Below are 13,460 nucleotides of genomic sequence, written 5' to 3' on the forward strand. Positions count from 1 at the left end.
ATAAAAATCAGCCATTCACACTTCAATCCGGAACAGTGCGCCATCTTTAACATTACAAACACTCAAGGTTCCATTCATATTCTTCTCTATGATGGTTTTACACATGAACAAACCAATTCCGGTTCCCTGCTCCGGCCCCTTGGTCGTAAAATAGGGCTCAAAGACTTTATCTATGATCTCTTCAGGGATACCGCCGGCATTGTCGATAATAGTTACCACTGTCTTGCTTCTCTCCTCGAAGACCTTGATGCAGATTTTAGGACTATCGACATTGCGAGCTATCAATGCGTCTCTTGAATTGATCAGGATGTTTAAAAGGACCTGGGTAAACTCGCCCGGATAACCAATCACAACGGGATCTCCGGTCCTTTCTACGTCCGTTTGAATCAGATCCTTTTTAAAACGTTCCTCAATCACAGACAAAGTTTTATCCAGAGCTTCCAGTACTTTAAACTCAACTTTCTCCTTGTCAGGTTTAAAGAAATTCCTGAAATCATCGATGGTCTTCGACATCTGCTGAATTACTTTCATCGTCTTGTTAACATTTTCGTCGATATGCTCGCTGTTCAAATCCCCCAGCTGCTTGATCATCTGCAGTTCCTGTGCAAGAAGTCCCAGTATGTTGAGCGGCTGCCTCCATTGATGAGCAATATTGCTGATCATCTCCCCCATGACAGCCTGACGACCCTGGACAATCAAAATCCTGTCCTTCTCACGCAACTCCTTCACGGCATCCCTGACCCGCTGTTCCAATATTTCGTTCAGGTGCCGGTATCTGGCCTCACTCTCTTCCAGCTGGTGATAGGAAAAATAATTTTCAATTGAAGAAGATACCAACCCCACGAAATTGCCCATGCTGAGAAGCGTGCCGTTGCTGTCGTCCACTTTCCGATAGAATTCGGAGTTCGCAGCCGTGTTACCGACCGCAAGCAGTGCCACGGGACGTGGTCTGTGAGCACCCAATGGGTAAACAAAATACTCGTGCATGTGCAACGTGGTCAGACATTCCAGCCCCTGCGTTTCCGTTCCTGCCTTACACAGCAGATATTCGCTTCCCGCAAACAATGGCGCCAGAAACGGATCATCCTGTTCTATGCTGAGGCCCGCCACCTCGCTATCCTCCGCTTCTTCGTAATAACCATCCAGGGAACAGACCTGATATGTGCCGGTTGGCCCCTGCACAAAAAAAAGTGCCCGCTCGTAATTCAAGTTCTGAATGACATAATCAATTGTAAGCCTGCAAATTTGCCTCATATCGAGGCGAGCATTGAGTTTTCTGTTCAACTGGTAGAGATCTTTATATTCCTTGAGCTGAGCATCCAGCTCCTCCTGAAATTCATAGAGCTTGCTCTCAGCTTTGACCAGCCGCTTTACCTGCTGGGCAAGGATCTCGTTCTCCCGCTTCAGTTCATCTATCGCTTGATTGCATCGCGGGATATCGCTAACTTTTTTTTCGTTCATATAACCTTCAGAAGATCGCAGCCACTACCGCCGTGAAGTTGTGAAAACAATTACAACCAGAGACAGGTCCGATCTCACCATAAGTATAAAAACCGATCCAAGGGACATCTCCTCCGATCTGCTCCTGAAGAGATCTGATCAATTCTGTCTTCTCCTGCTCCCTGAAGACCACTTTTCCCCGCCCCATGCATTCGAACTGCAGAACGAACTTGGGATTACCGGTTCCCTCTTTCGCCATTATCTGGCGTGAGATATCCTGCAGTCCGTTGCGAATCAGCTCCTTGTCACGGCGAACTATCCAGAATTCATTACCATCCTGAACATCCGATTGGATCTTTACATATCCTTCCTTGTCCTCCTTCTCAATCATGTACCGTACAACATATTCCCCATATTCCTTCTTGATGGTATCCGGAGTTTTGAAACCGAGACACAGGTTCAGAGACATCTTGTTCCATTGATCTCTCCAGCCATCCTCAACGTAATCCTCAAGCGCATTCAGGGCCGGAATGCCGTCAATTTCATAGATAATGTTACCTTTGCTGCGGGTAATCGTGTGTCTGGTCCCGATCGGGACACAGCCATGACTTATTCCCGAAGCAACCATTCCAGGACCCGACATGAGAACGCTGGATATACCCTGGGAGAACACCTGATCGTCATGATACTGATAGGTTCTTCCGAAAGTCCAGTTATCGGCAGCCAAACCGCCAAACAATGGAAGATGGACTTCAGCACCAAGTGCTGTTTCGAATGTCCTGCAAAATGGATCGAAATCAAAAAACAGGCCATCTGCAAAGATAAAACAAGCTTGAGTGTCAGCTTTCAGTAGCGGCTTTATTTCTCCCGCCAGCCGTTCTCCTGCGAAATCCGTCCCTCTGCCTATGTCCCTGACATAGACATTGTCAAACCTCATTTCATCTGAACTGATCACCATTACGCACACACCAAAATTTGTTTCTGCAACCATTGCCTGGGTTATGATTCCCTCTCCGGAACAACCGCTTAAAGGGGCGCCTGAAGTTGTCTCCCTGATCGCCTGAATAAGTAGTTGTTGATCATAACCGACTGTAGCAAAGACAAAGACAAAATCCGGTAGGGAAAGACCTTGCTGCTCAAGCGCCTTCCGGGCCGCTTCTCTGCCCGCCTCTTGCGGATTTCTGCTGAGGCTGTACCCTACTCCCACCGATGTTCCCATGGATTCTCCTTCCCTGGCGCCAAAGACGCTATATGACCCTCCTTGCTCAAAGCAGGAAAACAAAATACCCAAAATACCATTTAATATTATAGCGCCGAATGCCCCTGGTCATATCCATGAAAATGCCAGTCCAGTCCACCAGAATTCTCAAGCGAAATAGCCGGCAATGGAAACCCTTATAACGCCCATGATGGAAAGATTGATGGTTCGGTCCAATGTCAGGTTTTCAGTTAGATTATATCCCCGCCCAAGATGGTTCCGGCAGAACCGGGTATTGCCTGGCAGGTCAGAGAAATAGAGAATAACAGAGGGAATTGGTCAATGTTACGCAGACTGATATTGCACCGTTTTCATTGACACTGAAGGTATGGCTACCGCCGGAATAGGTAAAGAAAAGACGAGGAAGAAGAAAACCCCGAGCAATCATGCACGGGGTTAGTTGGCCTCTGAAGATGTAAAACTTTACAATCTGATTCGACGGATGGAGCCGCTCCCATCGGTCACAAAAAGACTGCACATTTAAAAATTATATATTGAAATCAAGGGCATCTGCCACTGCTGGCCCACTCGGCTTGCGCCTACGGCGGCGTCGTTTTCTCCTTCGCTGCGGTGCCTCATTTTCTTCGATAAATCCGGATGGCGGCGGCAGCGGCTCCTGCTGTTCTGCCTGGGCCAGCCACCACTCTAGCTGTTTCGTAACACCCTTCTTGCCCCCTTGGGTAATGCGGTAATATTCAATAATGTCGTTAAAATCACGACGTGCGATGAATGTTTGCGGTCGGCGACCGGGAATCTTGTTCAGGCGGGTCTGCTGGGAAATTATGTCCCGGAGGGCGAGCCCCACACGATTGGTGATCGCTACAATCGGACAGACTTCTCCCATGAATTCCGCGACAGCGGCATCAATGCTCTGCTGCCACGGCGCTCCTTTGCGGCGGAATTTTTCCGCCTTCTCATTGAGATAATCCCCGAATAGAAGCGCAAAGAGCAGGGGCTGAGAAACCTTGTCCCGCTGCTGGAAGCGCGAATCCACATAGGAGATCATTTCGCCGAAACGGGTATGGGGGAAGCCTTCGCTTTCTACACCGAGCCAGGCAGAAAAGTTGGGGAAAAGCGCGGCGAAGAGACCGGTCTGACGGAGAAGTTCGCAACATTTAGCCCCCTCCCCCGAGAGAAGGAGTTTGAGCATCTCATCATAGAGGCGTGGCGGTGCCGCCCTGACAATGGTGCCGGCAGCGGCGACCAGCGCCTTGCGGGTATCGTCCTCCATCATGAAGCCGAGCAGGGCGGCAAAGCGCACCGCTCGCAACATCCGCACCGGGTCTTCCTGAAAGCGGACCGCCGGATCACCGATGGTGCGGATGATGCCGGCGTTGAGGTCGGCGAGGCCGCCGGCATAGTCGATAATCGAGAAATTGGCAATGTCATAGGAAAGAGCGTTGACGGTAAAGTCCCGGCGCAGGGCATCCTGTTCGGGAGTACCATAGACATTGTCCCGCAGGATCATGCCGTCCTCATCCATCAACATCCGCGGGCGCCGATGCCGATGCTCCGTCTCGCGCGCTACTTCCGTCTCGGGCTCCGGCTCGTCAGGCGCCTGAGTCCGAAAAGTTGCTACCTCGATGATCTCATCTTGAAAATGAATATGCGCAAGACGGAACCGCCGCCCGATCAGGCGGCAATTACGGAACATCCGCTTCACTTCGCCAGGGGTGGCATTGGTCACCACGTCAAAATCCTTCGGTTCCCGCCCCAGCAGAAGATCGCGCACGCATCCACCAACCAGATAGCCGACAAAACCATTGTCCTTCAGCCGGTAGAGGACACGCAGAGCATTGGGGCTCATCAGCTTGCGGGAGATTCCATGCTCCTGCCGCGGGACAACCATAATCCCGCTTTCTTGCAGGCTCTTTTTCTTCTTCATCCTGTTATCACCACTTCCAACACTTAATCAGGGCTGCTTTAATCATCAATAAGCGGGCGAACAATATATACTAATGAGGTCTGGTGCCCAAACAAAAACCCCGCCTGCCAAAATGGAGTATCTGGTTGGAGACATTTTCTCCCCTTTTAGATCACTCCTGTAAAACGAGTGGTTTCTATTCATTGGATGGCAAAGATAACCTTATAACTGGTGTGATTGATACTTCGTTGTATGGATTATAATATTAAAGGGATGAGAGAGTATGAAACTGCTCGGAGCAAAATATGGAACTCAATCACCGGCAGCACTTTGGCATGGAAACGGTAGTGCCAAGATGAAACTTTAAAGTAACCGGGGGGAATAATCTATGAAAAGCTACGTCAAATCGCTGCAGCTTATCGAAGGGGTGACCCTATCCCATTGGGCGGAACTACTGCGTCTCAGGCGACTTGTGATCAAAAAGGGCGAGCATGAGGATATTCATGATCTGAGAGTGGCTTCACGCCGTTTCAGGTCAGCCCTAAAAATACTGGCTCCTGTATGTGGCAGAATGGAAACTGGAAAACTTTCCCGGAAAGTACAAAAGCTCACTCGAACACTGGGAAAGGTTCGCAATCTGGATGAAGCCTTATCTTTTTTCGGATCCAAGGCTGGGGAAAGCGATCTGACCACCCTTATAAAAAGACTCGCTGACAGCAGGAGTAGCGAAGAAGACAGGATTTTGAAGATCCTGAAGCATTTCAAGGTGGATAAATTGGACAAGCGCGTGCATCAATTGGTTAGAACAACAGAGGAAAAAACGCGAAAGCAGGATACTTCTGCACTCCAATCTCATATTCGCGCTGCTGCGATCAGACTGTATGACAATGTACAGGAGTCATTGCCGCCAGCACTTATTCCTGAAAACGCCGAAGAGCGGCATACGCTGAGAATCTCCATCAAAAAATGGCGCTACTTTCTTGAAATCCATTCCACAATAACGGAACAAAACCATGACGAAGTTCTTAAACAGCTTAAATCTTACCAAAGCCTTCTCGGCAGCATGAATGATATGACCGTGTTTGCTGGAATGTGTCGCGAAGCAAAGGTTTCGAAAGATGTTCTTGCTGATGCGGAACAGTTGATTGCTTTAGAAAACAATAAGCTTTTTGATCAGTTCATTACCCTCGTCAATGCTGAGCCTCTAAAGTACGATGCCTGACAACCACTTCTGTCTCGCTATACAGTGGAATGAACCAGGCATATCACACCAAGAGGGGCTGGATTCATCCAGCCCTCTTGGTTTTATTTTGGATCGGCTCTATCTCCCCCACCAAAGGGTGAAGGCTTATCAGCAGTCTGAGGCAGGGGAATAACCCCTGCCCTTTTTAAAACTGCTGTCCATAACACCTACATCTTCTTGTGCTCCTGGCGCATCCGACGTGCATCCTCCTGGATGCGGGCGGCCGCCTCCTTGACCTTGGCCCAGCCGTACCAATGCATGTAATCCGGATTCATGTGGAAGGCCCCTTGGAAAGCCCGCTGCCGATATTCAAGGAAGATCAGGTAGAGTTCCTGCTCGACTGCACTTTGAGCTTCATAGAACTGCAGCAGGTCGGGAGCGTATTTCCATCCCTTTGGTTTCACCAGAATGCCATCATCATACAACCCCTTGACGGTTCGGATCGAATCGGCAAAGACCTGGTCCACCTCCCGGATCACTTCATCACCTGCGTTGAGATTGGTCTCGGCATAACTGCGGGAATGACATTGGGTGCAGGCATCGATCATTTTTGCCCTGGCCTTATCAAAGCTGGCCTTGTCCAGCCGGGCAACCTTGGCCGCTTTAATGGCATCAAGCCGCTCAGTCGGTTTACCTGCTTCATCCAGCACGCCAATCGCCTTCAGAATCGTTACCCGGTTTTCCATCCACTGTTTGTCATCCTCGGGCAGGCGCAGGGCCAAAAAACCCCAGGAGGTGATCACATCATGTTTGCCGTCGGGCATATGACAGTTCTGGCAGGTAGGGGCACGGCCGGTGGTCGGTTCGATCTCCCAAATGCTGCCATGTTTTGAGGTCTGCCACATCTCCCACTGGGGATGATCGAAGCCCATGTGACAGGTTCGGCAGGCACGGGGGTCTTTCGCCTCGGCCCTGGAGAAACTGTGACGGGTATGACAGGAATCGCAGGCGCCTGAACCGTAGCGTTTCAGCTCGCTGGCTGCTTTTTCTCCCACCTTGTGACAAGCCGAACATCCTTTCAAGTCGCCGCCACCCACGGCCATCGGCTGATGGGTGATCATCGGCATCGCCTTCATGGCGGTCCAGGCCAGTGCATGTTTTCCCTCACGATACTCTTTGACCCTTTCGGCATGGCAGGTTGCGCAGGTGTCGGGGGTCGGCAGTTTTACCTTGGCCACATCATTTGCCGACATATGTTCCTTCCCATGACAGGATGAGCAATCCATGGTCTTGCCCATCTTCCCGGAAAGGAACTGTTTCACAATGCCGGGAGTGACCTTCTCGTGACACGTAATACACGCGGACTTTCCGCCCTGGGTTTGCGCAGCATTCACCGGAGAAAAGATCAGAGCGACCAGTGTGACGGCTGCCATTACTGATAACCAACTCGCGATTTGCCTTGCCATTGCCATGTGTTTCTCCTTTCAATTTGATGTGTGGCGTTTTTTCCACCATTCCTTTGTCGACCAGCTTTTCGGAGTGAAGAATTCATCATAAGCTTACTGCCAAACCGCGGGCCGTCAAAGCACAGGCCCAAAATTACATATTTTAAACCTAATCATGAACAAAACCCACAAAAGCAAAGGACTTAACCGGCTGTTGGTTAAGTCCTTCGTATAGCCTGGCAATCAATGCACCCATCGTATTGGTCTGGTGCATGCAAAGAATCTTCAACAGGCACCATTCGTCACCATATTTATTCGGCTTCCTCAGATCCTCTCTCTCCTGACTGCTGGTTAAATGATGGCAGAACCTCGATTGTGGTCAGATTATAGCGGTCAGTAGTGGGTGCCGAATCGTTGATAGTAACAATAGTACCGGCAAGCGGTGTCGTATTGTTCATCCGCTGAACCCAATAGGTATCCTGTGTGGCAGAAAGATATTGATGCACCAGTACCTGGACCGGCCCCACCGTGCGCGCCGTGGCACTGTCCCAATCGTTGCCGACACCTAAAACCCAGGAATGTGCACGCGTCGTCACCAGAGATGCCGTGGGGGCACCTTTCAGGCTGTTTGCACTCCCCGTCGCACCGATCGCTCCGGAACCATTTGTGCCGGTAGAATCGGCTCCGATAAACGACACTACGGTGACAGAAGCAGACGAAACCGATTGATTAAAAGTCGCGGTAACCCTGCTGCCGGAAATCCGTGATGTAGCATATGCCCTCCACACCTCGGCGGTACCATGTTGCACGTTGGTACGGCGAACAAGGGTCCAGGTAAGCCCACCACCGCTGACACCTGTGACGAATGCTGCTGGTGCAGTTTCGGTAGGATTGGCTCCCGCGACAAATGCAAGAAGCAGCTGGTTTGACGTGCCGGTGGAGAACGAAGAGGTTGTGACCGAGGCACCTCCTTTGGATACATCTCCACTAACTATTACATCCATCACCAGACCAGCAGATACACTTATGGTAACGGTAGCGGAGTTTCCGGCAGATACATTTCCTGCGGCATCCTTTGCCCAGGCATAGAGTATTTTGGCACCGGCAGAGCCGAAGGCATAGGAGGTTGGAGTAGTCGTTGACCAGCCGCCGACTGTGGGTGAAGGGACATTTGCCGTTTCGGTGAGCAGATAGCCGGAAACGGCCACATTATCGCTGGCGGTAAGGGTCTGAATCGGCACAACAAGTCCAGATGATGTCGCCGGAATAACGAACGCAGTTACGACCGGAGGCGTCGTGTCGGCAATGGCAGTTGCATCGAAGACCACGTCCACCCAATAGTTACTGCCATTATAGGAATTGCTCGGAAAACCGCTGTTGCCATATTTGTATACACCGTTGCCACCGTCGGTACCGTCTGCCAGAGCATGGAGTGGCGCATTGTCAATTGCCCGCGTGAAGTACCAGTCAGTGGCGGCATAATATCCGGAGGACGAGTGGTACGAGGCGACATAGGTCTTGTTGGCGACGATCGGAACCGGAACGGGGAATGAAACCTCCTGCCAGCCCGAAGCGGTTTCATTTTTGAAGGGCACTGTGGCCAGCAGGACACCCTCGCGGGTCCAGAGATTGGCCGTGTGGGTGCCGGTGTTAGCTGCCCCTTTGTAAAATCGCAGACCGGTAAGGTTGCCGTTCACATCCGAACGGAATTTAAACCCCACCTCGATAGGAACGCCATCGGTGATCGCCAGGATGGCGGGCACTGCCGTATTCGGCCAAAGCGATGTTATCGGCAATGCGATGACAATGACTGCACTTTTGCTTGCGGAAATATTACCTGCCGTGTCCTTCACCCAGGCATACAGCGTCTTGGTGCCCGCGGAAGCGAACGTGTAACTCGTTGGCGTGGCAGCACTCCAACGCGGATCGGCCGCCAGGGGAGGATTGGCACTCTCGGTGATAAGATAGGCAAAGACACCCGTATCATCAGCTGCAGTGAATGTAAGGACGGGTACTGTCAGAAGCGAAGAGTTCGCCGGCACGGAAAAGGCTGTCACCGTTGGCGGGGTAACATCCGGAATGGATATCGTAACGGTAGCGGAGTTTCCGGCAGATACATTTCCTGCGGCATCCTTTGCCCAGGCATAGAGTATTTTGGTACCGGCAGAGCCGAAGGCATAGAAGGTTGGAGTGGTCGTTGACCAGCCGCCGGCTGTGGGTGAAGGGACATTTGCCGTTTCGGTGAGCAGATAGCCGGAAACGGCCACATTATCGCTGGCGGTAAGGGTCTGAATCGGCACAACAAGTCCACATGATGTCGCCGGAATAACGAACGCCGTTACGACCGGAGGCGTCGTGTCGGCAATGGCAGTTGCATCGAAGACCACGTCCACCCAATAGTTGCTGCCATTATAGGAATTGCTCGGAAAACCGCTGTTGCCATATTTGTATACACCGTTGCCACCGTCGGTACCGTCTGCCAGAGCATGGAGTGGCGCATTGTCAATTGCCCGCGTGAAGTACCAGTCAGTGGCAGCATAATATCCGGAGGACGAGTGGTACGAGGCGACATAGGTCTTGTTGGCGACGATCGGAACCGGAACGGGGAATGAAACCTCCTGCCAGCCCGAAGCGGTTTCATTTTTGAAGGGCACTGTGGCCAGCAGGACACCCTCGCGGCTCCAGAGATTGGCCGTGTGGGTGCCGGTGTTAGCGGCCCCTTTGTAAAATCGCAGACCGGTAAGGTTGCCGTTCACATCCGACCGGAATTTAAACCCCACCTCGATAGGAACGCCATCGGTGATCGCCAGGATGGCGGGCACTGCCGTATTCGGCCAAAGCGATGTTATCGGCAATGCGATGACAATAACTGCACTTTTGCTTGCGGAAATATTACCTGCCGTGTCCTTCACCCAGGCATAGAGCGTCTTGGTGCCCGCGGTAGTGAACGTGTAACTCGTTGGCGTGACAGTACTCCAACGCGGATCGGCCGCCAAAGGCGGGGTGCTGTTTTCACTGACAAGATAGCCGCCTAGTATGGTGTTATCGTAGGCTCTGATCTCGATTGGCACACTCAATGATGAAGCGGTAGAAGGAACGATGAATGTGTAAATAGATGGGGGATAGTTATCAACGATGGTGAAGGTGGCGGAAAGATAATTTTCTGAAACGTTCCCGGCGGCATCCTTGGCCCAGGCGTACAAGGTTTTCGTACCAATTGAGTTGAAGATATAATATGGAGCGGCGAAAAAATGCCAACCCGAATCCGTTGCTAATGGTTTGACAGGATCTTCACTGATGTAATAGCCGGTAACGGCAACATCGTCTGTGGCCGACAGACTGAAATACACATCGAGAGAAATCTGGGTAGGTGAAACGAAAATTCCCGTCATTTTCGGTGGAGTTGTATCGACAAACAGAATGTTGGTCGTGGCGGATTTGACAAGGGAGACGTTCCCTACCGTATCCCTCGCCCATGCGTAAAGGGTTTTGAAGCCGCCGGTTCCGAAGGTATGGTTCGTCGGCGCGGCCACGAGCCAGACCGGCCTGTCCCCCAAAGGGGGCGTAGGGTCTTCGGTTACAAGGTATCCGGTGATACCTAGGTTATCGGAGGCCGTGAAGGTCAAGATCGGCACGGTTAGCGATGTGACCGAGACAGGGAGAACAAAGTCCGTGACAACGGGCAAAACTTCGTCCGGAGGGGTGTAGATCGCGCTCATCGTGCTAAGGGGAGCAGAGATGGCCGTCATGCTGAAACCTGAAGGAAATGTACTGTAATAGTTTGAATTTGGAGTGGTTGTCTCGTTCCAATCGGTATTGTTGCCCTGGTAAAAAAGAGTGGTTTTATGCCCAGTACATGTTGAACCCTCTCTCAGCATGGAACAGAACCCGGTGCTGGCCTCCACAGGCACAACCTTCTGATGTTCCCCCGGACCAAAATAATAATTATTGAAACGGTTGCTATCAATATGCAGAATCAGCAACCCGCCCGCCCAATCGGATCCGAGCCAACTCCTCAAACCCTTGTTCCAGCCTGAAGGCTGCAGATTCTCTAGGAGAAAATATTCATTTTCGCTTACGAGCGGACGACTCAGCTTGAAACTGGCCGCGGGCGAGGAAGAGGAAGAAGGAAATTCAAGCGAACCGGCCGCCGGTTCGATCGGTATCGTCCACCCCAGGAATTCCCGTGACCATGCATCCAACGCAACAGGTGTGGTGCCCTGATATTCGCCAATATCAGCGCCCCAGCAACCGTAGGCCATGGTAGAGAACATGCCCAAAGCTGCATTGGTATAACTTGAGTCATAAAGGTCGGGTAAACCGAGCAGCGAATGTCCCAGTTCATGAACGACAACTCCAACCGGGTGCTGCACATCCTGGTCGTTTAATTCTCCACTGAGCGCCCATTCACGCACCCGTACATTTCCAGACTGGATATCTCCAGACTCCGCATGCGCCCAGACACTCGGGATTTTGACGGAACCGGACTGTTCATATCCCGCATATACCATATATATGCTCAGTTCCGACCCATCAAGCATGCCATCCTTGTTAATATCGCAACTTTCCAAATCTACATAATATGCCACCTGATCGAGTATGTGGGTTGCCAGGGTAGCGCTGTCCCCTGAAGTACCTCCGTAGGGATGCATGTCTGCAATATTGACGGATACTATTCCTGCAGGGGAGCCGGGTTGGGTATGTGATGCAGGGGAAATGGTCACGTTAGCGGATGAATTTTCATAGAAAAAATTGACCATGGATTTCATTCCGGGTGTTGTTGAAAAGAGAAGGTTATGCCAGTCGTTTGCCGATGTAATAAAAGAGCGGTCAGCAAAATTCACCAGCACTACCAGCACCTTCCGGATCCCAAAAACGTGGGACCAACTGCTGGCGGATGGCACAGCCAACATATCCTGCTGTGGCGACAATTCCGCTACATCGACCGCAGTTTTTTGGGGCGGCTTGAAACCTTTGGGGATACTCGGAGGGGCATTGTTGCCCTTCGGCTCCACCTTAATACCTGACGGCACAAAGATGCCCTCTGACGTGGGCTCGGCATATTCCCATAAACTGCTCTTCTTATTCTGGATGATGGCGTGACCTGTCTCGGCCAGTTCCAGCCAGTGCTGACGTTCATCTCCCCGTATCCTTACCTTGAACCTTGTTGTATCGGGCTGGGTTGCGTCCACGGGGACCGGTATGGCGGGGGAGGCAAAAACCGGAATACCTGTGAGCAAGCAGAATCCTATGGCGACACATGCGATGATTCCACGCTTCATGTTCCCTCCGAATATTGCAGATTGTAAAACTGCGTATATTTCAGCAATATATATGCCTAATGTAAGTTATTTAATTTTTAAGAATTTTTAAACTTTACTGTGATTTTGTGTAAACAGGAACGACAAGGAGGGGTCAAGATCGACGCTACGATCTATGGGTGCTACCAAGATCAAGTCCAATAAAGTGGCTGGAGGCATAGAGGCCCTGCCTACGGTTTTTTATTCCAGCCAACAGCTGGGCCCACAAAAAGTTAAAGGGGCTAGACAAATTGCCTAACCCCTTGATTTTTTTTCCAGAGCAGGAAACTGGATTCGGAAACTGTTTCTGAACCACTTCCACTCTTTCCATTAAAATACTTAAGCATCTAGCCCCACAGCAAAGTCCATTAAAGTCCAGCAAATCCCCGGTGAAAGCTGCCCAATTGGTGAAAGCCGAGTGAAAGTTTTTCTACGCAATACCTTCGATTTATAGTTCATCTAGCCGCCACGACTACTCCTAACAGATCCTCAATCAGCCGGAGACCTGCCGCTGACTCCTTCCTTGAAACGGATCGTATCGCTGTTCGCCATACCGTAATTTCTGTTGTAGATGGTGTCATGGCCGTCACCCAGTCCAAACAGATATACATCGTTGTCGTTCGTCAGGCTGTAAAAGCTATTACCGGCAAAACCATAAAGAATGTCGTCACCATGGCCTCCGTCAATAACATCATCTCCCAGGCCCGCTTGAATAGTATCGTTGCCATTACCACCACGGATCATGTCAGGGCTCGGGGTCAGGACTTGAAGACCTGAACTTCCAGGCAATCTTCAAAGCCTGACCCTACAGCCTCCTCCTACAGCCTCCTCTACAGCCTCCTTTGCTCTGCCTGTGGTATAATGCCTTCCGGAATTTTACCACCAGCTTCACCGATAAAAGTGCCTGTATTTGATGTTGTTTCTACAATCAGATCCAAAAAGCTTTTCAATGTAACTCCTTTAGACATAC

At 50.9% G+C, this 13,460-nt stretch carries 8 protein-coding genes; 1 reads left to right on the forward strand and 7 read right to left on the reverse strand.

Going from position 1 to position 13,460, the window contains the following annotated elements:
* Positions 1–15: 15 nt before the first annotated feature.
* The 3 genes from KJB30_RS04640 to pcnB form a co-directional block, all read right to left on the reverse strand.
* Positions 16–1,461 (reverse strand): sensor histidine kinase, encoded by a 1,446-nt coding sequence (locus KJB30_RS04640; protein ID WP_214296765.1) that lies wholly within the window; start codon positions 1,459–1,461, stop codon positions 16–18.
* Between the two features lie 7 nt (positions 1,462–1,468).
* Positions 1,469–2,659: an FIST signal transduction protein gene (locus KJB30_RS04645; RefSeq protein ID WP_214296766.1), complete on the reverse strand. Its 1,191-nt coding sequence runs from the start codon at positions 2,657–2,659 to the stop codon at positions 1,469–1,471.
* Positions 2,660–3,185: 526 nt separating this feature from the next.
* Positions 3,186–4,583 carry a polynucleotide adenylyltransferase PcnB gene (gene pcnB / locus KJB30_RS04650; RefSeq protein ID WP_214296767.1) on the reverse strand — a complete coding sequence of 466 codons (1,398 nt, stop codon included), beginning with the start codon at positions 4,581–4,583 and terminating at the stop codon, positions 3,186–3,188.
* A gap of 367 nt (positions 4,584–4,950) precedes the next feature.
* Between pcnB and KJB30_RS04655 the strand changes: the two genes are divergently transcribed.
* Entirely contained in the window at positions 4,951–5,784 is an 834-nt protein-coding gene (locus tag KJB30_RS04655) for a CHAD domain-containing protein (protein WP_214296768.1), read from the forward strand.
* A gap of 188 nt (positions 5,785–5,972) precedes the next feature.
* Here the strand turns inward: KJB30_RS04655 and KJB30_RS04660 are convergent, their stop codons facing one another.
* The 4 genes from KJB30_RS04660 to KJB30_RS04675 all read right to left on the reverse strand — a co-directional run bounded on the left by KJB30_RS04660 (position 5,973) and on the right by KJB30_RS04675 (position 13,458).
* The gene (locus tag KJB30_RS04660) at positions 5,973–7,217 is read right to left on the reverse strand and encodes a multiheme c-type cytochrome (RefSeq protein ID WP_246545495.1); all 1,245 of its coding nucleotides are present in this window, start codon (positions 7,215–7,217) and stop codon (positions 5,973–5,975) included.
* A gap of 284 nt (positions 7,218–7,501) precedes the next feature.
* Complete coding sequence (locus tag KJB30_RS04665; RefSeq protein ID WP_214296769.1) at positions 7,502–12,472, reverse strand: DUF4082 domain-containing protein; 4,971 nt, start codon at positions 12,470–12,472, stop codon at positions 7,502–7,504.
* A 507-nt stretch (positions 12,473–12,979) separates the two neighbouring features.
* Positions 12,980–13,234 (reverse strand): calcium-binding protein, encoded by a 255-nt coding sequence (locus KJB30_RS04670; protein WP_214296770.1) that lies wholly within the window; start codon positions 13,232–13,234, stop codon positions 12,980–12,982.
* 86 nt (positions 13,235–13,320) lie between these two features.
* The gene (locus KJB30_RS04675) at positions 13,321–13,458 is read right to left on the reverse strand and encodes a hypothetical protein (RefSeq protein WP_214296771.1); all 138 of its coding nucleotides are present in this window, start codon (positions 13,456–13,458) and stop codon (positions 13,321–13,323) included.
* Positions 13,459–13,460: the final 2 nt, after the last annotated feature.

Source organism: Pelotalea chapellei (assembly GCF_018531195.1).
Classification (GTDB): Bacteria; Desulfobacterota; Desulfuromonadia; order Geobacterales; family Pseudopelobacteraceae; genus Pelotalea; species Pelotalea chapellei.

Coding starts and splice junctions, on each gene's coding strand:
- KJB30_RS04675 (WP_214296771.1), bottom strand. CDS start 13,458: ATGTCTAAAGGAGTTACATTGAAAAGCTTTTTGGATCTGATTGTAGAA.
- KJB30_RS04660 (WP_246545495.1), bottom strand. CDS start 7,217: ATGGCAATGGCAAGGCAAATCGCGAGTTGGTTATCAGTAATGGCAGCC.
- KJB30_RS04670 (WP_214296770.1), bottom strand. CDS start 13,234: ATGATCCGTGGTGGTAATGGCAACGATACTATTCAAGCGGGCCTGGGA.
- pcnB (WP_214296767.1), bottom strand. CDS start 4,583: ATGAAGAAGAAAAAGAGCCTGCAAGAAAGCGGGATTATGGTTGTCCCG.
- KJB30_RS04665 (WP_214296769.1), bottom strand. CDS start 12,472: ATGAAGCGTGGAATCATCGCATGTGTCGCCATAGGATTCTGCTTGCTC.
- KJB30_RS04645 (WP_214296766.1), bottom strand. CDS start 2,659: ATGGGAACATCGGTGGGAGTAGGGTACAGCCTCAGCAGAAATCCGCAA.
- KJB30_RS04655 (WP_214296768.1), top strand. CDS start 4,951: ATGAAAAGCTACGTCAAATCGCTGCAGCTTATCGAAGGGGTGACCCTA.
- KJB30_RS04640 (WP_214296765.1), bottom strand. CDS start 1,461: ATGAACGAAAAAAAAGTTAGCGATATCCCGCGATGCAATCAAGCGATA.